This window comes from Polymorphum gilvum SL003B-26A1 (assembly GCF_000192745.1).
Lineage (GTDB): Bacteria > Pseudomonadota > Alphaproteobacteria > Rhizobiales > Stappiaceae > Polymorphum > Polymorphum gilvum.
In genome coordinates, this window is the sequence record NC_015259.1 from 2891285 (window position 1) to 2916490 (window position 25206).

Annotated in this window: 22 protein-coding genes and 1 pseudogene; 14 read left to right on the forward strand and 9 right to left on the reverse strand. The window is 68.0% G+C overall.

The annotated features are described in order from the left end of the window. Nucleotides 1–57: 57 nt before the first annotated feature. Nucleotides 58–1131 carry a zinc ABC transporter substrate-binding protein gene (locus SL003B_RS13645; RefSeq protein WP_013653444.1) on the forward strand — a complete coding sequence of 358 codons (1074 nt, stop codon included), beginning with the start codon at nt 58–60 and terminating at the stop codon, nt 1129–1131. Between the two features lie 85 nt (nt 1132–1216). Here the strand turns inward: SL003B_RS13645 and cysN are convergent, their stop codons facing one another. The 6 genes from cysN to pcaQ all read right to left on the reverse strand — a co-directional run bounded on the left by cysN (nt 1217) and on the right by pcaQ (nt 8401). Continuing rightward, nucleotides 1217–3169, reverse strand: coding sequence for a sulfate adenylyltransferase subunit CysN (gene cysN, locus SL003B_RS13650; protein ID WP_013653445.1), 1953 nt, complete (start codon nt 3167–3169; stop codon nt 1217–1219). Beyond that, nucleotides 3169–4083 (reverse strand): sulfate adenylyltransferase subunit CysD, encoded by a 915-nt coding sequence (gene cysD / locus SL003B_RS13655; protein ID WP_013653446.1) that lies wholly within the window; start codon nt 4081–4083, stop codon nt 3169–3171. The genes cysN and cysD overlap by 1 nt, the downstream gene beginning before the upstream one ends. A 237-nt stretch (nt 4084–4320) precedes the next feature. Further along, complete coding sequence (locus SL003B_RS13660; protein ID WP_013653447.1) at nt 4321–5709, reverse strand: TRAP transporter large permease; 1389 nt, start codon at nt 5707–5709, stop codon at nt 4321–4323. Further along, nucleotides 5702–6199: a TRAP transporter small permease gene (locus SL003B_RS13665; RefSeq protein ID WP_013653448.1), complete on the reverse strand. Its 498-nt coding sequence runs from the start codon at nt 6197–6199 to the stop codon at nt 5702–5704. Before SL003B_RS13665 ends, SL003B_RS13660 begins: the two co-directional genes overlap by 8 nt. Before the next feature lie 75 nt (nt 6200–6274). After that, nucleotides 6275–7303 (reverse strand): TRAP transporter substrate-binding protein, encoded by a 1029-nt coding sequence (locus tag SL003B_RS13670; protein WP_013653449.1) that lies wholly within the window; start codon nt 7301–7303, stop codon nt 6275–6277. A gap of 171 nt (nt 7304–7474) precedes the next feature. Further along, on the reverse strand, nt 7475–8401 hold the full coding sequence (pcaQ, locus tag SL003B_RS13675; protein WP_013653450.1) for a pca operon transcription factor PcaQ: 927 nt from the start codon (nt 8399–8401) through the stop codon (nt 7475–7477). Between the two features lie 137 nt (nt 8402–8538). Between pcaQ and pcaD the strand changes: the two genes are divergently transcribed. The 9 genes from pcaD (at nt 8539) to pobA (ending at nt 17010) form a co-directional block, all read left to right on the forward strand. After that, nucleotides 8539–9333, forward strand: a complete 795-nt coding sequence (gene pcaD, locus SL003B_RS13680) for a 3-oxoadipate enol-lactonase (RefSeq protein ID WP_013653451.1) — start codon at nt 8539–8541, stop codon at nt 9331–9333. Then, nucleotides 9326–9748 (forward strand): 4-carboxymuconolactone decarboxylase, encoded by a 423-nt coding sequence (pcaC, locus tag SL003B_RS13685; RefSeq protein ID WP_041375543.1) that lies wholly within the window; start codon nt 9326–9328, stop codon nt 9746–9748. Before pcaD ends, pcaC begins: the two co-directional genes overlap by 8 nt. A gap of 51 nt (nt 9749–9799) precedes the next feature. After that, nucleotides 9800–10558, forward strand: coding sequence for a protocatechuate 3,4-dioxygenase subunit beta (gene pcaH / locus SL003B_RS13690; protein ID WP_013653453.1), 759 nt, complete (start codon nt 9800–9802; stop codon nt 10556–10558). 4 nt (nt 10559–10562) lie between these two features. Further along, complete coding sequence (pcaG, locus tag SL003B_RS13695) at nt 10563–11189, forward strand: protocatechuate 3,4-dioxygenase subunit alpha (protein ID WP_013653454.1); 627 nt, start codon at nt 10563–10565, stop codon at nt 11187–11189. A gap of 82 nt (nt 11190–11271) precedes the next feature. Then, nucleotides 11272–12141, forward strand: a complete 870-nt coding sequence (locus SL003B_RS13700) for a CoA transferase subunit A (protein WP_041375544.1) — start codon at nt 11272–11274, stop codon at nt 12139–12141. Continuing rightward, entirely contained in the window at nt 12138–12917 is a 780-nt protein-coding gene (locus SL003B_RS13705) for a CoA-transferase subunit beta (RefSeq protein ID WP_013653456.1), read from the forward strand. Before SL003B_RS13700 ends, SL003B_RS13705 begins: the two co-directional genes overlap by 4 nt. Further along, nucleotides 12910–14115 carry a 3-oxoadipyl-CoA thiolase gene (pcaF, locus tag SL003B_RS13710; RefSeq protein ID WP_013653457.1) on the forward strand — a complete coding sequence of 402 codons (1206 nt, stop codon included), beginning with the start codon at nt 12910–12912 and terminating at the stop codon, nt 14113–14115. Before SL003B_RS13705 ends, pcaF begins: the two co-directional genes overlap by 8 nt. A 3-nt stretch (nt 14116–14118) precedes the next feature. After that, nucleotides 14119–15459: a 3-carboxy-cis,cis-muconate cycloisomerase gene (gene pcaB, locus SL003B_RS13715; protein WP_013653458.1), complete on the forward strand. Its 1341-nt coding sequence runs from the start codon at nt 14119–14121 to the stop codon at nt 15457–15459. Between the two features lie 381 nt (nt 15460–15840). Beyond that, nucleotides 15841–17010, forward strand: a complete 1170-nt coding sequence (gene pobA, locus SL003B_RS13720) for a 4-hydroxybenzoate 3-monooxygenase (protein ID WP_013653459.1) — start codon at nt 15841–15843, stop codon at nt 17008–17010. Nucleotides 17011–17058: 48 nt separating this feature from the next. Here pobA and SL003B_RS13725 read toward each other — a convergent pair whose 3' ends face one another. Both SL003B_RS13725 and puuE read right to left on the reverse strand, forming a co-directional pair. Beyond that, nucleotides 17059–17931 (reverse strand): helix-turn-helix domain-containing protein, encoded by an 873-nt coding sequence (locus SL003B_RS13725; RefSeq protein WP_013653460.1) that lies wholly within the window; start codon nt 17929–17931, stop codon nt 17059–17061. A 64-nt stretch (nt 17932–17995) separates the two neighbouring features. Next, nucleotides 17996–18898, reverse strand: a pseudogene (gene puuE, locus SL003B_RS13730) (allantoinase PuuE); the annotation flags it as partial. A 197-nt stretch (nt 18899–19095) separates the two neighbouring features. Between puuE and SL003B_RS23990 the strand changes: the two are divergent. Beyond that, entirely contained in the window at nt 19096–19218 is a 123-nt protein-coding gene (locus SL003B_RS23990; RefSeq protein ID WP_277914604.1) for a hypothetical protein, read from the forward strand. A gap of 49 nt (nt 19219–19267) precedes the next feature. On the opposite strand, the gene SL003B_RS13735 is transcribed toward SL003B_RS23990, so the two are convergent. Continuing rightward, nucleotides 19268–19627 (reverse strand): hypothetical protein, encoded by a 360-nt coding sequence (locus SL003B_RS13735; RefSeq protein ID WP_013653462.1) that lies wholly within the window; start codon nt 19625–19627, stop codon nt 19268–19270. A gap of 333 nt (nt 19628–19960) precedes the next feature. Between SL003B_RS13735 and SL003B_RS13740 the strand changes: the two genes are divergently transcribed. From SL003B_RS13740 to SL003B_RS13750, 3 genes are read left to right on the forward strand one after another with little or no spacing between them, the layout of a single operon-like run. Beyond that, nucleotides 19961–20509, forward strand: coding sequence for a PadR family transcriptional regulator (locus SL003B_RS13740; RefSeq protein ID WP_041375545.1), 549 nt, complete (start codon nt 19961–19963; stop codon nt 20507–20509). A gap of 48 nt (nt 20510–20557) precedes the next feature. Next, nucleotides 20558–21661, forward strand: coding sequence for an efflux RND transporter periplasmic adaptor subunit (locus SL003B_RS13745; protein WP_013653464.1), 1104 nt, complete (start codon nt 20558–20560; stop codon nt 21659–21661). After that, nucleotides 21658–25173: an efflux RND transporter permease subunit gene (locus SL003B_RS13750; protein ID WP_013653465.1), complete on the forward strand. Its 3516-nt coding sequence runs from the start codon at nt 21658–21660 to the stop codon at nt 25171–25173. Before SL003B_RS13745 ends, SL003B_RS13750 begins: the two co-directional genes overlap by 4 nt. Nucleotides 25174–25206: the final 33 nt, after the last annotated feature.

The following is a 25206-nucleotide window of genomic DNA, read 5'->3' on the forward strand; positions in this document are numbered from 1 at the left end:
TTATAGGGTAACGCAAATCATGTAATAACATAACATTTCATCCTTGGAGCTGTCACGATGAAAACCCTACCTTCCCTGAGGTCCGCCCTGCGCTCGAGCGCCCTCGCCCTGGTGCTGGCGGCGGGCCTCGCTCCGTCGGCCGGCGCCGGCGAGGCGGTCGCCGTCGCCGCATCGATCAAGCCGGTGCATTCGCTCGTCGCCGCGGTCATGGATGGCGTCGGCGCACCCGGGATCATCGTCGACGGCGCGGCGTCGCCGCACACCTATGCCCTGAAGCCATCGACGGCGCGGGTGCTGGAGAAGGCGGAGTTGATCTTCTGGGTCGGGCCGCGGCTGGAGACCTTCCTGGTCAAGCCGCTGGAGACGCTCGGGGCCGGTGCCCGCTCGATCGAACTCGGCGAGGCGCACGACCTGACGCTGCTGCCGGTGCGCGCCGGCGGCGCCTTCGAACGCCATTCGCACGACGACGAAGACGACGACGGGGATGAGCACGGCCATCGCGAGGCCGCGCAGCCCCACGACACTCATGCGCATGGCGAAGCGGCCAAGGATCACGACGGCCACGCCCATGCCGATCAGGAGAGCCGCGACCACGGGGGCCACGATCACGACGGTATGGACAGCCACATCTGGCTCGACCCGATGAACGCCAAGGCGATGGTGCACGAGATCGAGGAAGCGCTGAGCGAGGCCGATCCGGCCAACGCGGAGCGCTACAAGGCCAATGCCGAGGCGGTCGAGGCGCGCCTCGACGCGCTGACCGCCGAGATCGCCGCAGAGCTGGCGCCGGTCAAGGACCGCTCCTTCGTCGTCTTCCACGACGCCTACCAGTATTTCGAGGCACGCTTCGGCCTCGCCGCCGCCGGCTCGATCACGGTCAGCCCGGAGGTGATGCCGGGCGCGGAACGGGTCGCCGACCTGCGCGCCAAGATCAAGGACCTCAAGGTCGCCTGCGTGTTCTCCGAACCGCAGTTCCAGCCGAAGCTGGTGTCGGTGCTGGTCGAAGGAACCCAGGCGCGCGCCGGCGTGCTCGATCCGCTCGGCGCGGACCTCGCCGACGGGCCCGAGCTCTATTTCGACCTGATCCGCGGCCTGGCGGCGTCCGTTAAGGACTGCCTGTCCGGCTCCTGAGCCCCCTCCCCGCCTCAAGCAGGCGCATCCGGCCGGAGCACGCCCGGGCCCTTCGGTCCGGGCGTTTTCTTGCCGGGCCGAGCGGTCATGCGATGATGGTTTGAGCCTTGAGGTAGGCGATGACGTCGTCGGCGACGGCTTCGGGGTCGCGGCCGACGGTGTTCAGGACGAGTTCGGCGGCCTCGGGGGGCTCGTAGGGGCTGTCGATGCCGGTGAAGTTGGCGATCTCGCCGCGGTCGGCCTTGGCGTAGAGGCCCTTGGGGTCGCGCCTCCTGCATTCGGCGATCGGGGTGTCGACGAAGATCTCGACGAAGGCGCCGTCGGGCAGCAGCGCGCGTGCCATCTGCCGCTCGGAGCGGAACGGCGAGATGAAGGACACCAGCGTGATCAGCCCGGCGTCGGCGAACAGCCTGGCCACCTCGGCGACCCGGCGGATGTTCTCGACCCGGTCGGCGTCGGTGAAGCCGAGGTCGCGGTTGAGGCCGTGGCGGATGTTGTCGCCGTCGAGCGTGTAGGTGTGCCGGCCCTCGGCGTGCAGCTTCTTCTCCACGATCGAGGCGACGGTCGACTTGCCCGAGCCCGACAGGCCGGTGAACCACAGCACCGCCGGCTTCTGGCCGAGCGCCTCGGCGCGCGCCTGCCTGTCGACGTCGAGCGCCTGCCAGTGGATGTTGCTCGCCCGTCTGAGCGCGAACCACACCATGCCCGCCCCCACCGTGGCGTTGGTCAGCCGGTCGATCAGGATGAAGGCGCCGGTCGTCCGGTTGGCCTCGTAGGGGTCGAAGGCGACCGGCGCGGCGAGGCCCAAGTTGCAGAAGGCGATCTCGTTCAGCCCCAGCGTCTTGGCCGCCACGTGCTCGAACGAGGTGACGTTGATCTTGTGCTTGATCTCCGTCACCGTCGCCGTCACCGTCTTGGTGCCGATCTTCATCAGGTACGAGCGGCCCGGCAGCAGCGCCTCCTCGGCCATCCAGATGACATGCGCCGCCATCTGGTCGGCGACGTCGGGACGCGCCTCGGGCGCGCACAGCACGTCACCGCGCGAGATGTCGATCTCGTCGGCGAGCGTCACCGTCACCGCCTGGCCGGCGCCCGCCGCGCGCGCCTCGCCCGCCGGCGTCAGGATGCGCGCCACCGTCGAGCCCTTGCCCGAGCCGGCGACCACCAGCGGGTCGCCGACCGCGATGCGGCCGCCCGCGATCGTGCCGGAAAAGCCGCGGAAGTCGAGGTTCGGCCGGTTCACCCACTGCACCGGCAGGCGGAACGGCCGCTCGCCGGCGTCGCTGCCGACGTCGACCGTCTCCAGGTGCTCCAGCAGCGTCGGCCCGCCGTACCAGGCCATCGCCTCGCTGCGCGCCGTGACGTTGTCGCCGTAGCGCGCCGACAGCGGGATCGCCACCAGGCTCTCGAAGTCGAAGCCGGCCGCGAAGCTGCGGAAGTCGGCCTCGATCGCCTCGAAGCGCGCCCGGTCGAAGCCGACCAGGTCGATCTTGTTGACCGCCAGCACCACGTGGCGGATGCCCAGAAGCGAGGCGATGAAGGCGTGCCGGCGCGTCTGCACCATCAGCCCGTGGCGCGCGTCGACCAGCAGCACGGCGAGATCCGCCGTCGACGCCCCGGTCGCCATGTTGCGCGTGTACTGCTCGTGGCCCGGCGTGTCGGCGACGATGAACTTGCGCTTGTCGGTGGCGAAGAAGCGGTAGGCGACGTCGATGGTGATGCCCTGCTCGCGCTCCGCCTCAAGCCCGTCGACCAGCAGCGCCAGGTCGATGTCGTCGCCGACCGTGCCGTGGCGGCGCGACTCCTTCTCGAGTGCGGCCAACTGGTCCTCGAAGATCAGCTTGGTGTCGTACAAAAGCCGGCCGATCAGCGTCGACTTGCCGTCGTCGACCGAGCCGCAGGTCAAAAACCGCAGCTGGTCCTTGCCCTCCTGCGCCCGGATGTAGTCGGCCACCGCCGCCGGCGCCGCCAGGGTGTCGGCAAGGGTCTCGGCCACGGTCTCGGCCACGGTCGCGGCCACGGTCTCGGTCTCGGCCATCAGAAATACCCCTCGCGCTTCTTCTTCTCCATCGAGGCGCCCTCGTCGTGGTCGATCAGCCGGCCCGAGCGCTCCGAGGTGCGCGCGATCAGCATCTCGCGCACGATCGCCGCCAGGCTGTCGGCCTCCGACTCGATCGCCCCGGTCAGCGGGTAGCAGCCGAGCGTGCGGAAGCGCACCATGCGCTCCTCCACCACCTCGCCCGGCTGGAGCGTCAGCCGCGCGTCGTCGACCATGATCAGCATGCCGTCGCGCCGCACCACCGGCCGGCGCGCCGCAAAATACAGCGGCACCATCGGGATGTTCTCGGTCAGGATGTATTGCCAGATGTCCAGCTCGGTCCAGTTCGACAGCGGGAACGCCCGGATCGACTCGCCCTTCGCGATGCGCGCGTTGTACAGGTTCCAAAGCTCCGGGCGCTGCGTCTTCGGGTCCCAGCCGTGATTGGCGGTCCTGAACGAGAACACCCGCTCCTTGGCCCGGCTCTTCTCCTCGTCGCGCCGCGCCCCGCCAAAGGCCGCGTCGAAGCCGTACTTGCTCAGCGCCTGCTTCAGCGCCTCCGTCTTCATCACATGCGTGTGCACCGAAGACCCGTGCTCGAACGGGTTGATCCCCGCCGCCAGCCCCTCCGGGTTGGTGTGCACGATCAGGTCCAGACCCAGACGCCGCGCCGTCTCGTCGCGGAACGAAATCATCTCCTTGAACTTCCACGTCGTGTCGACATGCAACAGCGGAAACGGCGGCTTGCCCGGCGCGAACGCCTTCATCGCAAGATGAAGCATCACCCCAGAATCCTTGCCGATCGAATACAGCATCACCGGATTGCGGAACTCCGCCGCAACCTCACGGAGAATGTGAATGCTCTCCGCCTCAAGACGGCGAAGATTGCTCAAACGATCGACGGGTGCGTGCATGCGCGTCTCTTCCTGCGGGACCGGGCCGCAGGCGCGGCCCCGATGCGCGCAGACACTACACAAGCCCTCCGCGTCGGTTAAGCAACGCCATTCCCGCGCAAGCCCGCGCCGGGCTTTTCCGATCTCATTCGGCGGGCCGAAAGAGAATGGGCTTCGGCAAGAGCCGGAGACGAAAAGGCCCGCCGCAGGGCATGCGGCGGGCCCAGGGTGCGGATCGCAGCGGCGGGACCGGGACCGCTACCGCAGCATCGTCGGTACGAACAGCACGATGCCCGGCACGAGGATGAGCAGGGCGACGCGGATGATCTCCATGCCGAAGAACGGCATGACGCCCTTGAAGGTCTCGCTCATCGGCACGTCGCGCGCCAGCGCGTTGATGATGAACACGTTGAGCCCGACCGGCGGCGTGATCAGGCCGAGCTCGACGACAATCAGAGACAGGATGCCGAACCAGATCTTCAGCTGATCGGCGGTCATGCCGAAGGTGGCGGTCGCCGCGGTGACATAGTCGCCACCGTTGATGTCGACCAGCACCGGCCAGAAGAACGGCACCATGACCAGGATCATGGCCAGGCTCTCCATGAAGCAGCCGAGGATGACGAAGATGACCAGGATGGCGATCAGCACCAGCCAGGGATCGAGGCCGCTGGCTCCGGCCCATTCGGCCAGCGCCGAGGGCAGGCCGGCGCGGGTGAAGAAGGTCTTCACGACCTCGGCGCCGAACAGGATGAAATAGATCATGCCGCTGGTCACGGCGGTCTCCAGCAGCGCGTTGAAGACGTCCTTGATGCGCAGGCCCTCGTCCGACCATAACCGCTGGGCGAAGCCGTAGACCAGGATCAGGAACACGCCGACGCCGGCGGCGGGGGTCGGCGTGAACAGGCCGATGCCCAGGCCGATGATGATCGAGCCGAAGATCGCCACCACCGGCAGCAGGCGCCAGAGCGCGCGCCGGCGCTCGTCCGCCGGCATCGACACCGCCTCGGGGGCCCAGTCGGGGAAGACGCGCACCAGCACGGCGATCGCCGTGATGAAGAACACCACCGCGATCAGCCCGGGAATGATCGCGGCGCGGAACATGTCGATGATCGAGGCCTCGACGATGACCGCGTAGATGACCAGCGCCACCGACGGTGGGATCAGGATGCCGAGCGTGCCGCCGGCGGCCAGCGTGCCGGTGGCCAGGCGCGGGGAATATTTCAGCCGCGCCAGTTCCGGCAGGGCGACTCGGCCCATGGTCGAGGCGGTCGCCAGCGACGAGCCGCAGACCGCGCCGAAGCCGGCGCAGGCGCCGATCGCCGACATGGCGACGCCGCCGCGGTAGCGGCCCATCACGGCATTCATGCCGTGGAACAGGTCTCGACTGAGATTGGCATGGCTGGCGAGGTAGCCCATGAAGACGAACAGCGGCACGACCGACAGGTCGTAGCTGGCGACGTTGCCCCACAGCAGCGTCTTGAACTGCTTCAGATAGGGCTCGAAGCGGACGAAGGGGGCCGCAAGGCTGAGCGCATAGGTGCCGCCGATGCCGACGACCACCATCGCCAAGCCGACCGGCATGCGCAGCATGAGCAGGATGAACAGTACCCCGAGACCGGCCAGGCCGATCAGTTCCAACTCACCCATCGACCTTGCCCTCGAACGCTTGAACGACAGACACCAGGGCCCACAGGCCCATCGACACGATGCCGGGCGCGTACCACGGCCATTCGGACCAGCCGAGCACGGCGGTGCGCGCGTCGTCGGCACGCGTCTCGATCATGCCGATGGTCAGCCAGTAGCCCAGGAAGATCGCCACCGCCGCCGTTCCGAGCAGCCACAGCCGGTCGAGCGCGCCGCGCAGCATGGGCGGGAAATGCTGGACGAAGAGATCCACGGCGACATGGCCGCGGCGGTACTGGCAGAAGGGAATGAAGGCCAGGGCGGCCACGCTGACCGCCAGGCGGACGAAATCCTCGTATCCCGGCAGCGCCGGCACGAAGACGCCGAACGGCGCGGTGATGCGGTTGGCGATGAAGGCGCTGACGTTGACGGCCGTCACGAGCACGATCAGCAGGACAAGGATGCCGCCCACCATGGCCCAGGCGGACGACATCCGTCGCAGCAATAAGGTCATTTCCCTTCCCCTTGAAGAAGGGCGGACGCCGTCGCCTGACGTCGTCCGCCCCGTTTTACGGCCTGACGCCGGCGATTACTGGCCGCCGGCCTTCGCAACGGCAGCCTTGGCCTTCTCGACCATGCCGGCGCCGTCCATGCCGTTGCCGTTGGCCTCGGCGATCCAGCGATCGATCACGATCTGGGCGCGGTCGTCGAACGCCTTGGTTTCCTCGGCGGTCAGCTCGACCAGCTTGCCGGTCTCCTTGCGCAGCTTGAGGCCGCCCTCCTCGATGCCATCCCACACGGCGCCGTATGTCTCGGCGATGTTGCCCATGGAGTGGTCGTCGATGACCTTTTTGAGGTCGTCCGGCAGGCTCTCGTAGCGGTCCTTGTTCATGCCGATCATGAAGGTCGAGGTGCCGAAGCGGGCGCCGCCGGCGCCGACGGTGGAGACCGCGGTCAATTCCTGCAGCTTCAGCGCCAGGAAGATCTCGAACGGAACCAGCGTGCCGTCGACGACGCCCTTGGACAGCGCCTGCGGCAGGTCCGGAACCGGCATGCCCACCGGCTCGGCGCCGTAGGCCTCGATGGTCCAGCCGCCGGTGCGCGACGGCGTGCGCAGCTTCATGCCGGTGAGGTCGTCCGGCGAGCGGACTTCCTTGCTGACCATGTGGATGGCCTGGCCACCGTGGGTGTGCAGCAGGATCGGCTTGATGTCCTTGAAGTCTTCCGCGATCAGGTCGTAGGCCTCGGCCATGGCGACGGTGGTCTCGCGGGCGGAGCCGCGGTGCACGGTCGGAAGCTCGAACACCTCGGAGCGCGGGAACACGCCCGGAGTGTAGCCGAGCACGGTCCAGACGATGTCGACGACGCCGTCGCGGGCCTGACGGTACAGCTCCGGCGGCTTGCCGCCGAGCGACATCGCCGGGTAGATCTCGACCTTGATGCGCCCACCGGAGGCTTCCTCGACGCTCTTGGCCCAGGGCTCGAGCATCTGGGTCTGCGCCGGCGACTTGGGGCCGAGCAGGTGGTGCAGGGTCAGCGTGACCTCCTGCGCGGCCGCCGAGGCAACCATCATCGAGGCCGTCACCAGCCCCGTCGCCAATCCGAGAATACGTTTCATTTCAGTCCTCCCATTCGAGACAGTCCACGCGTGACGCCGGCAAGCTCAAGTTCCCATTCCTGCCCACCGGCAAACCCACTTGTCGCGCAACGCTATCCGTTCGCATTTGTTATGTAAAATGAACATTTATCAGGTCACGATTACCAATGGTTATTTGTTTAACGGCACCGGTCATAAGCGGAGGGCCGCCTTTCCCGCCGCGTAGCGCAGGCAGCTCTGGAACATGAGCAGAGCCGGCGTCGGCGCGGCGTCGGCCCGGGTGGTCAGGCCGACCGGGCCGGTCGTTTCCGACGTTTCCAAGGGTAGTTCAACAAGGTCTCCCGCGGCAACGTCACGCGACACAACGCCGCTGGAAATGATCCAGACGGCATCGGTGTCGAGCGTGTAGCTGCGGCCGAAGGTGTTCGAGATGGTCTCCACCCGCTTGGGCAGGCGGGTCACGCCCTGGGCGATCAGCAGACGCTCGACATAGGGCCGGATGATCGCCTCGCGGGTCGGATAGAGCACGGGAAATTCGGCGATCCGGCGCAGGTCGAGATTCGGTTCCTTCAGCAGCGGGTGTCCGCGGCGAACCACGAAGGCGACCCGCTCCGAATAGAGATGGGTGAAGGACAGGCCGGCCATCTGCTCAGGGTCGGCGAGGCGCCCGACCACGAGGTCGAGTTCGCCGACGCGCAGGCGGCTGAGCAGGAAGGTGTTCGGGCCGGTGATCAACGTCAGGGTCGTTTCAACGCTCTCGGCCTGGAAGCGTTCGACGGCGACCGGCACGATGCGCGCGGCGACGCTCGGCAGCACACCGACGTTGAGATAGGACTCGCCGGACATGCGCGCCTGGGCGACGCTGTCGAGGCCCTGCTTCAGTGCCGCCAGGCTGGCGCCGGCATAATGCAGCAACACCTCGCCGAACTGGGTCAACACGACCCCCTTGCGCGATCGCTCGAACAGACGCACCTCGAGGATGTCCTCAAGCTCGCGCAGGGTCTTGGAGACCGCCGGCTGGGTGACGGCGAGCGCATTGGCCGCCTTGACCAGGCTGCGGCGCCGGGCGACCTCGAGAAAACACTGGATATGCCGGTACTTGACCCGATGGTCGATCAAAACGCCATTCCTTCAGGTTATTTTTATTTCCCAATTTCTCATTTTACATAACCGTTTTGCCGGTAAAATATAAGCCGAGAAACGACAGGTCCGCATGGGAGGAGGATCCGGTGCGGGCAACGGACGGGAAACGCACCATGCACATGCTCCGGGCCAATGGCCTTTGCCTCCACGTGCAGGACACCGGCGAGCGCGAGCTGCCGCCGATCGTGTTCGCCAATTCGCTCGGCACCGACCTGCGCTCGTGGGACCGCGTCGCGCAGCGCCTGGCCGGTCGCTTCCGGCTGGTACGCTACGACAAGCGCGGCCACGGCCTGTCGGAGGCGCCGCCCGCCCCCTATCGGATCGCCGACCACGTCGCCGACCTGGCCGCGCTGCTGGACGCGCTCGCCCTGGACAAGGTGATCCTCGTCGGCCTGTCGGTCGGCGGCCTGATCGCCCAGGGCCTCGCCGCCACCCGTCCCGACCTGGTGCGCGCGCTCATGCTGTGCGACACGGCCGCCCGGATCGGCACTGCGGAGATGTGGGACCAGCGCATCGCGACGATCGAGCGCGGCGGCATCGCGGCGCTGGCCGAGCCGATCCTGGAGCGCTGGTTCTCTGCCCGCTTCCGCACCGAGCGGCCCGAGGAACTGGCCGGCTGGCGCGCCATGCTGACACGCACGCCGATCGAGGGCTATCTCGGCACCTGCGCGGCGATCCGCGACGCCGACTACACCGAGAAGGCGCGCCGGCTCGCCCTGCCGGTTCTGTGCCTGTGCGGCTCGGAAGATGGCGCAACGCCGCCCGACCTGGTACGCGCGACAGCCGATCTCATTCCTGGCGCCCGCTTCGTCCTCGTCGACGGCGCCGGACACCTGCCCTGCATCGAGGACCCCGATCGGCTGTGCGCCGAACTCGTCGGCTTCATCAAGGAGAACAAGCTTGTCTGACCGCAAACCGGGCTCACGCCACGCTACGGGGATGGCCACGCGCCGTTCGGTCCTCGGGGACGCCCATGTCGACCGTGCCACCGCCAACACGACGGCCTTCGACGCCGACTTCCAGACGCTGATCGTGGAGAGCGCCTGGGGCACAGTGTGGGCCGATGACACGCTGACCCGACGCGAGCGCAGCCTGATCACCATCGCGCTGCTGGCCGCCCTCGGCCATCACGAGGAACTGGCCATGCACGTGCGTGCCACAGCCAACACCGGTGCCGAGCCGGACGCCATCCGCGAGACGCTGCTGCATGTGGCGATCTACGGCGGCGTGCCGGCCGCCAACACGGCGTTCAAGATCGCCAAGGAAACACTGGCCAGCGCCGACCGGATCGATACCCCCCAGGCGGCCAAGAAGTCGGCCTGAGACGCAAAAGTGATCGGCCCGACAGCGGGCCGGACCGAACCGGAGAAACCCATGAAGACCACTGGCAACAACATCGACCGGCGGGTCCGCTACGCCGGCGAATATTTCCAGCGCGACCGGGCAATGCATCCGCCCGCCTACACGCCGATCTACAAGACCTCGGTGACGCGCTCGCCGCAGAAGGCGCTGCTGTCGATCGAGCAGTCGCTGTCCGAACTGACCGGACCGATGTTCAACCATAACGACATCGGCCCGCTCGACCACGACATGATCCTCAACTACGCCCAGGACGGCGAGCCGATCGGCCAGCGCATCATCGTGCACGGCCGGGTCATGGACGAGACCGGCAGGGGCGTGCCGAACACGCTGGTCGAGGCCTGGCAGGCCAACGCCGGCGGCCGCTACCGCCACAAGAAGGATACCTATCTGGCCCCGATCGACCCGAATTTCGGCGGCTGCGGCCGCTGCCTGACGGACGAGGACGGCTACTACTTCTTCCGCACCATCAAGCCGGGTCCCTACCCCTGGCGCAACTACATCAACAGCTGGCGGCCGGCGCACATCCACCTGTCGATCTTCGGCCCGTCGTTCACCCAGCGGCTGATCACGCAGATGTATTTCGAGGGCGATCCGCTGATCGACATCTGCCCGATCGTCAACACGATCCCCGACAAAGACGCGATCAGGCGGCTGATCGCCCCGCTCGACCTCAACGCCAGCATTCCGCTCGACTGCCGCGCCTACAAGTTCGACATCGTGGTGCGCGGCCGGCGCTCGACGCTGTTCGAAAACCGCCTGGAAGGGAACTGATGCGATGACCCAGCCGCTCGACTATCTCAAGGAAACCGCCTCCCAGACCGCCGGTCCCTACGTCCATATCGGCCTGGCGCCGGCGATGGCGGGCTTCCACATCTTCGAGAAGAACTTCACCAACGTGGTGGCCGGCCCCAACACCCGGGGCGAACACATCGTCATCGAGGGCCGCGTCTTCGACGGCACCGGCACGCCGGTACGCGACGTGCTGCTGGAAAGCTGGCAGGCAAGTGCCGACGGCAAGTACAACCATCCCGAGGATTTCCAGCAGAAGCCCGTCGACGACGACTTCCGTGGCTGGGGCCGGATCTGCTCGGACTTCGAGACCGGCGTCTACACGATCCAGACGATCAAGCCGGGACCGGTGCCGGGCCGCAACGGCAAGGTCCAGGCGCCCCACATCAGCCTGTGGATCGTCGCCCGCGGCATCAACATCGGCCTGCAGACGCGGCTCTACTTCTCCGACGAGGCGGCCGCCAACGCCGCCGATCCGGTGCTCAACCTGATCGAGCAGGAGGAGCGCCGCAAGACGCTGATCGCCCAGCGCGCAGAGCGCGACGGCAAGGTCGTCTACAGCTTCGACATCCACCTGCAGGGCGACGACGAGACCGTCTTCTTCGACGTCTGAGCCGCCCTGTCCGATTTCCGGTTTCCTCCTGGCGGCGCGCGCCGGCGCGCCGCCGCTTCCTGCAAACGAGCGAGTGCGAGATATGGCGACTTTCCAGTCTCTGGCCCAGGCGGTCGCAGACAACGTGAAGGATGGCGACAGCATCGCCTTCGAGGGCTTCACGCATCTCATTCCCCATGCCGCCGCGCATGAAGTCATCCGCCAGGGCCGCAAGGACCTGACGGTGATGCGCATGACGCCGGACATCATCTACGACCAGCTGATCGGCATGGGCTGCGTGAAGAAGCTGATCTTTTCCTTCGCCGGCAACCCCGGCGTCGGCCTGCTCCGGCGCCTGCGCGACGCGGTCGAGAACGGCTGGCCGCATGCGATCGAGATCGAGGAGCACAGCCACGCGGCCATGGCCAACGCCTACGAGGCGGGCGCGGCCGGCCTGCCCTGCGCGATCTTCCGCGGCTACCGCGGCGCCGAACTGACGCGGGTCAATCCGAACATCAAGACCGTCACCTGCCCGTTCACCGGCGAGACGCTCGCCGCGGTGCCGGCGCTGAAGCCGGACGTGGCGATCATCCACGCCCACAAGGCGAGCCGCAAGGGCGACATCCTGATCGAGGGCATCCTCGGCGTGCAGAAGGAGGCGGTTTTGGCCGCAAGGCGTTCGATCGTCACGGTCGAGGAGATCGTCGACGACTTCGAGGGCGCCAGCCCCAACGCCTGCATCCTGCCGGGCTGGACCGTCACCGCGGTGGCGCACGTCCCCGGCGGCGCCCATCCGTCCTACGTGCAGGGCGTCTATGCGCGCGACAACGCCGCCTACATCGAGTGGGACAAGGTGGCGAGCGAGCGCGAGACCTTCCTCGCCTGGATGGAGGAAAACGTCCTGAAAGTCGGCCCGGAGATCTTTGCGGACCGGGTAAAGCATCTTGTCGGCGCCAAGGGAGCGGCAGCATGAGCGATTTCACCCCGACCGAAATGATGACGATCGCGGCGGCCCGCGCGCTGCGGAACGACGACGTGTGCTTCGTCGGCATCGGTGCCCCGTCGGCGGCCTGCAACCTCGCCCGCCTCACCCACGCGCCCGACATCACGCTGATCTACGAGAGCGGCACCATCGGCACGGCGCCGAACGTGCTGCCGCTGTCGATCGGCGACGGCGAGCTGTGCGAGACCGCGCTGTGCACCGTGTCGGTGCCCGAAATGTTCCGCTACTGGCTGCAGGGCGGGCGCATCACCGTCGGATTCCTGGGCGGCGCGCAGCTCGACAAGTACGGCAACATCAACACCACCGTGGTCGGCGACTACCACAAGCCGAAGGTCCGCCTGCCCGGCGGCGGCGGCGCGCCGGAGATCGCCATCTCCTGCGGCGAGATCTTCATCACCATGAAGCAGAGCCTGCGCGGCTTCGTCGAGAAGCTCGACTTCGTCACCTCGCTCGGCCACGGCAAGGGCGGCAACGACCGGGCCGCGCACGGCGTCGCCACCAAGGGCCCGACCCGGCTGATCACCGACCTGGCGGTGTGGGAACCGGACCCGGAGACGAAGGAGTTCACCGTCACCTCCCTGCATCCGGGCGTGACGCGCGAGATGGTCGCCGGTACGGTCGGCTGGACAGCCCGATTCGCCGACGCGGTCGCCGAAACTCCGGCGCCGACGAAGGAAGAACTCGAGGTCCTGCGAGACCTGCACGCCCGGACGAAGGCGGCACATGGAGGAGGCTCGGATGCGTGAAGCCTATATCTGCGACTACATTCGCACCCCGATCGGCCGGTTCGCCGGCAGTCTGTCGTCGGTACGTGCCGACGACCTGGCGGCGATCCCCATCGAGGCGCTGATGGAGCGCAACAAGGACGTCGACTGGCAGGCGGTCGACGAGGTCATCTACGGCTGCGCCAACCAGGCGGGCGAGGACAACCGCAACGTGGCGCGCATGGCACTGCTGCTTGCCGGCCTGCCCGACACGGTGCCGGGCACGACCATGAACCGGCTGTGCGGCTCGGGCATGGATGCGGTGATCACCGCCGCCCGCGCCATCAAGTGCGGCGAGGCGGACCTGATCATCGCCGGCGGCGTAGAGAGCATGTCGCGCGCGCCCTTCGTCATGCCCAAGGCGGAAAGCGCCTTCTCGCGCCACAACGCGGTGCACGACACGACCATCGGCTGGCGCTTCGTCAACCCGCTGATGAAGAAGCAGTACGGCGTTGATTCCATGCCGGAGACGGCCGAGAACGTCGCCGAGGACTTCACGATCTCGCGCGCCGACCAGGACGCCTTCGCGCTGCGCAGCCAGCAGCGCGCGGTCGCCGCCCAGAAGAACGGCCGGCTGGCGAAGGAGATCGTTCCGGTCACCATCAAGCAGCGTCGCGGCGACCCGGTCACCGTCGACACGGACGAGCACCCGCGCGGCGACACCACGCTCGAAGGCCTGGCCAAGCTGAAGGCGCCGTTCCGCGAGGGCGGCTCGGTGACGGCCGGCAACGCCTCGGGCGTGAACGACGGCGCGGCGGCGCTGATCATCGCCTCCGCCGAGGCGGCGAAAAAATACGGCCTGACGCCGATCGCGCGTATTCTCGGCGGCGCCACCGCCGGCGTGCCGCCGCGCATCATGGGCATCGGCCCGGCGCCGGCGACGCGCAAGCTGTGCGCCCGCCTCGGCCTGTCGCCCGCCTCCTTCGACGTGATCGAGCTGAACGAGGCGTTTGCCGCCCAGGGCCTCGCGGTGCTGCGCGACCTCGGCCTTGCCGACGACGGCGAGCACGTCAACCCGAACGGCGGCGCCATCGCCCTCGGCCATCCGCTCGGCGCCTCGGGCGCGCGCATCACCGGCACGGCGGCGCTGGAGCTCAGGGAACGCGGCGCCAGGCTGGCGCTGGCGACCATGTGCATCGGCGTCGGCCAGGGCATCGCCGTCGCGGTCGAGGCGGTGTGAGCCATGGCTGCCACCGCCGTCGACTCCGCTATCCTGTCGGGACTGTTTTCCGACCCCGAGACCGCGGCCCTCTTCGACGAAGAGGCCGTGATCCGGGCGATGCTGGAGGTCGAGGGCGCGCTGGCGCTGGCTGAGGCCGACTGCTGCCTCATTCCGCGCGACGCGGCGAAGCGGATCGCGGCCGCCGCCGGCCGGCTTGCCGTCGATCCGGCGGCGCTGCGCGACGGCACGGCGCAGGACGGGGTGCCCGTGCCGGCCCTCGTTGCCCTGCTGCGCAAGGCGACGAACGAGGCGGACGCCCATTTCGTCCACTGGGGCGCGACCAGCCAGGACATCGTCGACACCGGCCTAGTGCTGCGGCTGAAGCAGGCCCTCGACCTGCACGAGACGCGCCTGCGCGCCCTGTGCGACCTGCTCGCCGCCATGGCCGAAACATACCGGGCGACGCCGATCGCCGCGCGCACGCGCACCCAGCAGGCGACGCCGACCAGCTTCGGGTTGAAGGTCGCGGCCTGGCTCGCGCCGCTGCTGCGCCATATCGAGCGGCTGCCGACAATCCGCGACCGGCTGCTGCTGGTCTCCTTCGGCGGCGCGGCCGGCAACCTCTCCGCGCTCGGCGACGCGGCGCTCGACGTCGAGGGCCACCTCGCCCGCCGGCTCGGGCTCGGCGTCCCTCCAGCGCCCTGGCATACGGCGCGCGACGGGCTGATCGACTATGCCAACTGGCTGTCGCTGGTAACCGGCACGCTCGGCAAGATCGGCACCGACGTTGCCCTGCTCGCCCAGAACGAGGTCGCCGAGCTGCGCCCCGGGGCGGGCGGCGGCTCCTCGACCATGCCCAACAAAGTCAACCCGATCGGCGCCGAGGTGCTGATCAGCCTGGCGCGCAGCAACGCCGGCCTGATCGGCACCCTGCACCAGGCGGCGCTGCACGAACACGAGCGCAGCGGTTCGGGCTGGCTGCTGGAATGGCTCGCCCTGCCGCAGATGGCACTCGCGACCGGCAAGGCGCTGGCCGAGGCGGCGGCGATGCTGTCGGGCCTGGTCGTCAATGCGGATCGGATGCGGGCGACCATCGAGGTCTCGAACGGGTTGATGCTGGCGGAGGCGGCAAGCTTCGCGCTGGCCGCACACATGCCGCGACCGGAGGCGCAGGCGTTGGTCAAGGACGCCTGCAGGGAAGCGCTCGCCTTCGACATCCACCTGTTCGACGTGCTGGCAAAACGCGCGCCCGCGCCGGTCGACTGGCAGGCGCTCAAGGATCCCGCCCGCCACATGGGCGCCGCGGACGCAATGATCGACCGGGTTCTCGAGTCCCATCAGGCCCTTGCGCGGCAACGCTGACAGATCGATTCCGCAAACGCTGCCAACTCGCCCCGCGCGGACGCGGATCGGTTCGAGGCCCTCCGTCCGATTCAACGCGTTGCGCCAAGTCTCTGACATCCTTGAGTCATCTGGTTCACAGATCGATTCAGCGGGACTTGAGACGGTGATTCAAGCTGGCGTTCAGAAATCGATTCAACGCTGACTTCAGATCTTGATTCAAGACGGGCAGGACGAGCGCGGCCCGCCGGCGCCCGATGGCCGGGCGCCCGCGCAAATCGTCCAAGTCTTCGACCGGATCATCCATTCCCTCTGCCGGCCGGACCGCTAGGGTGACGGTCGAGATGCCGGCGGCCGAGACGGAACCGAGCCGCCGGCGAAGCCGTCGAAGGAGGATACCCCATGCGTACCCAGGTCGCCATCATCGGAGCCGGACCGTCCGGCCTGCTCCTGTCGCAGCTGCTGCATCTGGCCGGCATCGACTGTGTCGTGCTGGAACAGCGCAGCGGCGACTACGTGCTGTCGCGCATCCGAGCCGGCGTGCTCGAACAGGGCATGGTCGACATGATCGACCGGGCCGGCGTCGGCGCCCGCATGCACAAGGAGGGGCTCCTCCACGACGGCTTCACCATGGCGGTCGGCGACACGCGCCTGCGCATGGACCTCAAGGGCCTGACCGGCAGCAGCGTCATGGTCTACGGCCAGACCGAGGTGACCAGGGACCTGATGGATGCCCATGCGGCGCGCGACGCCAAGGTGATCTACGAGGCGGAGGCCGTCACGCCGCTCGACTTCGACACCGACCATCCGCGCGTCACCTACGTCAAGGACGGCGTCACCCACGAGATCGCCTGCGACTTCATCTGCGGCTGCGACGGCTTCCACGGCGTCTGCCGCAAGTCCGTGCCCGAGGGCGCGATCACCGAGTTCGAGAAGGTCTATCCGGTTGGCTGGCTCGGCATCCTGTCCCACGTCAGGCCGGTCAGTCACGAGTTGATCTACGCCAACCACGACCGCGGCTTCGCGCTCGCCTCGATGCGCTCGCACACGCTCAGCCGCTACTACATCCAGGTGCCGCTCGACAGCCCGGTCGAGGCCTGGTCGGACGAGGCGATCTGGGACGAGCTCAAGATCCGCCTCGGCGAGGAGGCGGCGGCCAGCATGGAGACCGGCCCGTCGATCGAGAAGAGCATCGCGCCGCTGCGCAGCTTCGTGGTCGAGCCGCTCCGCTTCGGCCGCATGATGCTGGCGGGGGACGCCGGCCACATCGTGCCGCCGACCGGCGCCAAGGGCCTCAACCTCGCCGCCTCCGACATCCACTACCTGTCGACCGGCCTGATCGAGTATTACGCCGACAAGTCGGCGGCCGGCATCGACGCCTATTCGCAGAAGGCGCTGGCGCGCATCTGGAAGGCCGAGCGCTTCTCCTGGTGGATGACCATGCTGCTGCACAAGTTCCCCGACCTCGGCGCCTTCAACGCCAAGATGCAGCAGGCGGACATGGACTATCTCGCCTCGTCCACGGCCGCGCAGACCAGCCTCGCCGAGAACTACGTCGGCCTGCCGTTCTGAGGCCCGGACGGCCGGAGCCCTGCCGGCTCCGGCCTCGCTCCCGGCAGCTCAGTCCTTCTGGCGGGCGCGGAAGTCGACCGGGCTCTCGCCGGTCTCCTTGCGGAACACGCGCGAGAAATAGGCCGGATCCTCGAAGCCGAGGTCGTAGGCAACCTGCGACACCGACAGGCCGGAGAAGGCGAGCAGGCGCTTGGCCTCCAGGATGACCCGGTCGCGCAGGGCCTGGGCTGCCGTGCGGCCGGTGAAGATGCGGCAGTAGCGGTTGAGGCGCTGCACCGTCAGCCCCATCTCGCCGGCATAAAACTCGGTCGCCCGCTCGGTGCGGAAATGCTCCTCGACCAGCGAGCGGAAGCGGAACAGGGAAAAGCCCGGCGTGCGGTCGATCTCCGCCTCGGCCGTGTCGCCGGGAAAGATCGCCAGCAGCGTCAGCGCGACCAGCGGGCGGAACAAGGCGCGCCGGCGCGCACCGTGGTCGAATTCGTCCGCCATCTCCGAGAAATAGAACACCAGCCGGTCGAGCGCCCTACCCTCGGTCGGAATCAGCAGGTTGCGGTCGGCGCGCAGGGCCGCGCGCTCGGCCTCCGTGTGCTCGTCCTCTGGCCCGGCCAGGTAGTCGGGCGTGAACGAGATCACGTAGCCCTCGGTCTCCGGCGTGAAGGTCCAGCCGTGCATGACGCCGGCCGGGTTGAAGGCGATCCCGCCCGGCCCGATCGCGCGTTCGCCGGCGTCGTCGACCAGCCGCCCGCCGCCGCGGGTGATCAGCAGGCACTGCAGCAGATGAGCGTGGCTGTGCGGCTCCAGCGACCAGCCGAGCGGCTTCGACCGCGCACGGATGGTCTCGATGTGGAAGAAGTCGAAATCCGTCGCCGGATCGCTCTCGCCGTAGAGATGGTAGCGGGGAATGGGTTGGGGCCTGGCCATGACGCATCATGCCAGCGAAGCCGGCGACAAGGCAACGGCGGGCCGTGTCCTGTCCTCACCCTGCCGGGTGGTGGGCGTGCCAGTGCCAGGCGATGTCGATGCGGCGGGCGAGCCAGACCTTGTCGTGGCCGGCGACGTAGTCGAGGAAGCGCGCGAGTGCGGCGGCCCGGCCCGGCCGGCCGACCAGGCGGCAGTGCAGGCCGACGTTCATCATCTTCGGCGCGCCGGCCTCGCCCTCGGCATAGAGCGTGTCGAAGCTGTCCTTCAGGTAGGCGAAGAACTGGTCGCCGCTGTTGAAGCCCTGCGGCGTGGCGAAGCGCATGTCGTTGGCATCGAGCGTGTAGGGAATGACCAGGTGCGGCCCCGAGGCGCCGTCGACCCAGTAGGGCAGGTCGTCGGCGTAGCTGTCGGAATCGTAGAGGAAGCCGCCGGTCTCCATGACCAGCCGGCGGGTCTGCATGGAGCAGCGCCCGGTGTACCAGCCCATCGGGCGCGAGCCGGTGACCTCCTCGTGGATGCGGATCGCCTCCAGCATCTGGGCGCGCTCCTCCGCCTCGGGCATGTCGGCATAGTCGATCCACTTCAGGCCGTGGGAGGCGATCTCCCAGTCGGCCTCCTTCATCGCCGCCACCGCCTCGGGATTGCGGGCGAGCGCGGTGGCGACGCCATAGACGGTGACCGGGATGGCGCGCGCGGTGAACAGACGCCACAGGCGCCAGAAGCCGGCGCGCGAGCCGTATTCGTAGATCGATTCCATGTTCCAGTGGCGCTTGCCCGGCCAGGGCTGGGCGCCGACGATCTCCGATAGGAAGGCTTCCGAGGCGGCGTCGCCGTGGAGGACGTTGTTCTCGCCGCCTTCCTCGTAGTTGACGACGAACTGCACCGCCACGTTGGCTCCACCCGGCCACTGCGGGTCCGGCGCATTTCGTCCGTAGCCGACCATGTCGCGCGGATAGGAAGAGGTCATGTCTCTGGAATCCCGATTGAAAATCTCGCGACCAGCAAAACCCATGCGGCGCTGCGTTGCAAGATCACAAAAGCGGCCGGGCGCGCGCCGTCCTGCCTGACAATTCGACGGATGGTTCAAAGTTTAACGGTCGGGTTGGCGCGCCCTTAGCGTCTCCGCGATTATGACAGGAGCGTGACGGGACAGGAGTTGCCACAATGAAACTCGCTACCGCAGGTTTGCTTATGATCTTCGCCGCAGGAGCCATGATGCTGGCGATCGACCTCGATCCGCAGCGCGCGGATGCCGCCTCGATCGTCACCGCGCGCAAGGCGCAGTAGCAAGGGCGCGCGCACCGCGTCGCCCCGTTCCTTGCCGGCTGTGCGCCGGTCAGCGCCGCGCGGAGGCGACCACCCGAACCGGCGTCAAGCCCTCCTGAACCGGCTGCGGCCGCCTTCGATGTCCGCCGCCGCGCCCCCCCTCGACCGACGGCAGCATCATGATCGCCGTGCCCATGGCCGCCGAGCACAGCGTGATGATCAGGCCGAAGCCAAGCATGACGATCGGCACGACCGGATCCTGCGCATTGGCCACCAGGTCGCGCAGCGAGCCGGTGTTGGTGGCAAACAATCCGCCAAGCACGACCAGCGCAACGGCGAAGCCGACCAGCCAGTTGACCACCAGCAGGCGGAACAGCGGATTGCGCGGCAGCAGACCTGCAGGCGAACGCGATGTCGAGCGATGCGTCATGTATCCTTCCTCACCATTGCTTTTTTGACTGTGCCGAAGAACGCGCCGGTCTGGCAATTGCCAATTCTGCGACCTTTTCGCCCCCGCTTCGCCCCGTTCGTCCTGGCGGTTTTTTCCGGCGGTTTTCCGGCGGTTTTTCCGACCGGCCCCGTTGACGCATCCCTATATCGATCCAATATATAGATCCGATATAGGGGCAGTGGCGAAAACGACACTGTCCAAATCGCCAGATCCGGATGTCTGATCGCCGATTCTACGCGTGGTGCGGGGCTCCCGGATCAACGCGGCAGCGGCGGGACGGTGCCCGGATCCAGCCAGACCCGGGACCGCTTCATGAGCGTACGCAGCCTGTGCCTTGCTATCCTCAGCTTCGGAGACGCGACGGGATATGAGATCCGCAAGGAATCCACGGAAGGCAAGTTCAGCTATTTCGAGGATGCGAGCTTCGGCTCGATCTATCCGACCCTGGCGCGCCTGGAGGTGGAAGGGCTCGTGACCGTGCGCCGCGAAGCCCAGCAGGGCAAGCCCGCGCGCAAGGTCTATTCGATCACCGAGGCCGGGCGCGAGGAACTGAGGCGGGCCCTGTCCGAGCCGCTGGCCCCCGACACCTTCCGCTCGCCGTTCCTGCTGGTGTCGATGTACGCGGACATGCTCGGCAGTACCGTGGTGCGCCGCGCCATCGACCGCCAGATCGAACAGGTCCGCGCCGAACTGGAGCAAATGAAGGCGATGGCCGAGGGCTGCCGCCACGCCAGTTCGCTGTGGACCATGCACTACGGCATTTCCTGCATGACCAACACGCTGAATTTCCTGGAGACGCACCGCGATCGCCTGCTGCGCATCGCCGAGGGCGACACCGACCTGCCCGCGGCTGCCGAATAGCGCGGCCGGCATAGCGCGACCGGCGCTCCCATCCGGAGTTTTTTGAGAATGCGACTGAAAGCCTCCTATTTTCTCGCCATCGGCCTTGCCGGCGCCATCGGCATGTGGATGTGGACCGGCACGGTAGTCATCGGCGGGCGCGGCGACAGCGCCGAGGCGACGCCGCCGCCGGCCGAACGCCAGGAGCAGGCCGGCGACAGGCCGTTCCGCGTCAAGGTCGCACGGCTCGTCGCGGAGGAGCGCAACTCCGTGCTCACGGTGCGCGGCAGCACGCAGGCCGAGGCGAAGGTGGCGGTGCGGGCCGAAACCGCGGGCCGGGTCGCAGAGCGGCCGGTTCGCGAAGGTGCCCGGGTGGCGGCCGGCGACACGCTGTGCGTGCTCGACAGGGGCGCCCGCGAGGCGGGCGTCCTCGAAGCAACGGCCGCGGAAGCCCAGGCGCGCCTCGACTACGAGGCCGCACGCCAACTGAACGCCAAGGGATTTGCCGCCGAGACCCGCGTCGCCGCACTCAGGGCCGCCCACGACGCCACCAAGGCGCGCCTGCACGAGGCGGAACTTGAACTGGAGCGCACGATCATCCGGGCGCCGATCGGCGGCATCGTCGAAAGCCCGATGGCCTATGTCGGCGATCACCTGAAGATCGGCGACCCGTGCGGAACCGTGGTCGACAGCGATCCGATGATCGCCATCGGCCAGGTGTCCGAACTCAGCATCGGCCTGATCGCGCCCGGCATGCCGGCCGAGGTCGACCTGGTCGACGGCACCACGCTGTCCGGCAGCGTGCGCTACATCGCGCCGTCCGCCAATCCGGACACGCGTACCTTTCGCATCGAGGTCGAACTGCCCAATCCGGACGGACGCGCCCGCGACGGCACGACCGCCCTCACCCGCCTGCCGCTGGCGGCGGAGAAGGCGCACAAGGTGTCGCCGGCGATCCTGACGCTTGACGACGCCGGGCGCGTCGGCGTGCGCACCGTCGACGCCGACAACCGGGCGCGGTTCGTGCCGGTCAGGGTTCTCGGCGGCGAGGCGGACGGCGTATGGCTCTCGGGCCTGCCGGAAATGGCCGACGTCATCGTCGTCGGCCAGGACTATGTCGGCGACGGCGAGGCCGTCGAACCGGTGTTCGAGACCGTGGAGGCCGGGCGATGATCGCGATGCTCGAAAGCGTCCTGCGCCGTCCCAAGACGGTGTTCGTGCTGATGCTGGCGCTCGTCGTCGCCGGCGTCACGGCCTATTTCGCCATCCCCAAGGAGGACACCCCGGACATCGACGTGCCGGTGTTCTACATCTCGGTGTCGCAGCAAGGCATCTCGCCCGAGGACGCCGAGCGCCTGCTCGTGCGCCCGATGGAGACCGAGCTGCGCGGCCTCGACGGCTTGAAGGAGATCACCGCGATCGCCTCCGAAGGCCATGCCGCCATCATCCTGGAATTCGACATCTCCTTCGACAAGGACGAGGCGCTCGCCGACGTGCGCGACAAGGTCGACCAGGCGAAGTCCAAGCTGCCGGCCGAAGCCGACGAGCCGACCATCTCGGAAACCAACTTCGCCCTGCTGCCGACCATCACGGTGACGCTGTCGGGCAACGTGCCCGAGCGCACGCTCTACCAGCACGCGCGCCGGCTCAAGGCCGAGATCGAGGCCATCGACACGGTCCGCTCCGCCGATCTGTCCGGGCACCGGGAAGAACTGCTCGAGGTGCTGATCGACACGCGCAAGCTGGAATCCTATTCGATCACCCAGGAAGAGCTGATCACCTCGCTGACCCAGAACAACCAGCTGGTTCCCGCCGGCTTCCTCGACAGCGGCAAGGGTCGCTTCAACGTCAAGGTGCCGGGCCTCGTCGAAACCGCGCAGGACGTCTACGCCCTGCCGCTCAAGCAGAGCGGCGAGGGCCTGGTCACCCTCGGCGACGTCGCCGAGATCCGGCGCACCTTCAAGGACGCGACCTCCTACACCCGCGTCAACGGCCGCCCGGCGATCGCGCTGCAGGTGACCAAGCGCATCGGCACCAACGTCATCGAGAACAACGACGCCGTCCGCTCCGTCGTTCAGGCGGCCGCTGCCGACTGGCCGGAGACCATCCGGGTCGACATCATGCTCGACCAGTCGGCCAACATCTACGAAGTACTCGGCTCGCTGCAGTCGTCGATCCTGACCGCCATCTTCCTGGTCATGGTCCTGGTGGTCGCCTCGCTCGGACTGCGCTCGGCGCTGCTGGTCGGCCTCGCCATCCCGACCTCGTTCATGGTCGGCTTTCTGATCCTGTCCGGCCTCGGCTACACGGTGAACACCATGGTCATGTTCGGCCTGGTGCTGACCGTCGGCATGCTGGTCGACGGCGCCATCGTCATGGTCGAATACGCCGACCGCAAGATCGCCGAGGGCATGGAGGACCGCGAGGCCTACATCCGCGCCGCCAAGCTGATGTTCTGGCCGATCGTCTCGTCGACGGCGACGACGCTGGCCGCCTTCCTGCCCATGCTGCTGTGGCCGGGCGTGGCCGGCGAGTTCATGAGCTACCTGCCGATCATGGTCATCATCGTGCTGACCGCCTCGCTGCTGACGGCGATGGTGTTCCTGCCGGTCACCGGCGGCATCTTCGCCGCCGTGTCGCACTGGACCGGCCGCCACGCGACGGGCGTGCTCGCCTTCGCCTTTGCGCTCGCCACCGCCGGCGCGCTGCTGTCGGCGCCGCTCGCCGACGGCTTACGACAGGCGCTGGCGGCCGCCGGCTTCCTCGGCGCCGGCCTCGTCGCCTACCGGCTGCTGCGCCCGCTCGTCGCCTGGTCGCGGGCACGTGCGGCCCGGCGGGCGGAGGAGGACCGCGCCGCGGCCGCGCTGCTGTCCGGCGCCCAGGCCTTCGACGTGCGCGAGATCCGCGGCGCCACCGGCCTCTATGTCCGCATCCTGAAGCTGCTCGCCGGCAACCCGGTCGGCAATGTCGTGACCGTCGTCGCGGTGGTCGGCCTGTGCGCGGCGATCTTCGTCGCCTTCGGCGCCAACAACGCCGGCGTCGAATTCTTCGTCGAGGAGGAACCCGAACAGGCGATCGTGCTGGTGTCCGCCCGCGGCAACCTGTCGGCGGCGGAGGCGCGCGACCTGGTCGGCGAGGTGGAAGACGTCGTGCTGCGCATCGAGGGCATCGAGAACGTCGTCACCGCAGCCTATGCCCCTGGCGGCGGCGGCGGCGGCAAGATTCTCGGCGGTGTACAGGACAAGCCGGCCGACACGGTCGGCGAGCTGCAGATCGAGTTCGCCGACTATTGCTGCCGGCGCAAGGCTGCGGAGATCTTCAGGGAAATCCGTGAGAGGACCGCGTTCCTGCCCGGCATCAAGGTCGAGACGCGCAAGATCGAGATGGGCCCGCCGTCGGGCAAGGACGTCCAGCTGGAAGTCAAGTCGACCGACTACGCCACGCTGACCGCGACCGTCGCGCGCATCCGCGCCCACATGGACACCATGCCCGGCCTGCTCGACCAGGAGGACGACCGCCCCCTGCCCGGCATCGAATGGCAGCTGACCATCGACCGCGAGCAGGCCGGCCGCTATCAGGCCGGCATCGTCTCGGTCGGCAGCATGGTGCAGCTGGTCACAAACGGCGTGCTGATCGGCAAGTACCGGCCGACGGATTCAGAGGACGAGGTCGACATCCGCGTGCGCCTGCCGCAGGACGAGCGCACCCTCGACCGCTTCGACCAGTTGCGCCTGCAGACGCCGCTCGGCCTGGTGCCGCTGGCCAATTTCGTCGAGCGCGCACCGGCCCAGAAGGTGTCCTCGATCACGCGCCGCGATGGGCTCTATTCCATGATGCTGAAGGCCGGTGTCGACAAGGACGCCGGGGTGCTCGCCGACGACAAGGTCCGGGAACTCGACGCCTGGCTGAAGGGCCAGACCTGGCCGACCAACGTCTACCTGAAGTTCCGCGGCGCCGACGAGGACCAGAAGGAATCCGGCGAGTTCCTGATGAGGGCCATGGTCGCCTCGCTGTTCCTGATGTTCGTGATCCTGCTGACCCAGTTCAACTCGTTCTACCAGACCTTCCTGACCCTCTCGACGGTGGTCATGTCGGTCATGGGCGTGCTGCTCGGCATGCTGATCACCGGCCAGAAGTTCTCGATCATCATGACCGGCACCGGCATCGTGGCGCTGGCGGGCATCGTGGTGAACAACGCCATCGTGCTGCTCGACACCTACAACCGCTTCCGCGAGGACGGCATGGAGTCGCTCGACGCGATCCTGAAGACCTCGGCGCAGCGGATCCGGCCGATCATGCTGACCACGATCACCACCATCGCCGGCCTGATCCCGATGGCGACCCAGGTCAACTTCGACTTCTTCAACCAGGTGACCGCGGTCGGCAGCATCACCGCGATCTGGTGGATCCAGCTGTCGACGGCGGTGATCTTCGGCCTCGGCTTCTCGACCATCCTGACGCTGATCCTGATCCCGACCATGATCGCCGCGCCGGGCGTTTGGACGGCATCGGCCCGGCGCCTGTGGAACCGGGCGACCGGCGACCGATCCGCCCCGGCCGCGGCCGGGACTGCCGCGGCGGTCGCCGAAGCCGCTCCGGCGCACGCCGGCGCCGGCGTGGTGAGCCTGGAGCGGCCGGAGCCGGCCCGCAGCCGCCTCGACGGCCTGCCGCACGCGGCGGAGTAGTGCGGGCAGCAGGTCCCGGAGGTCCCGCACGCC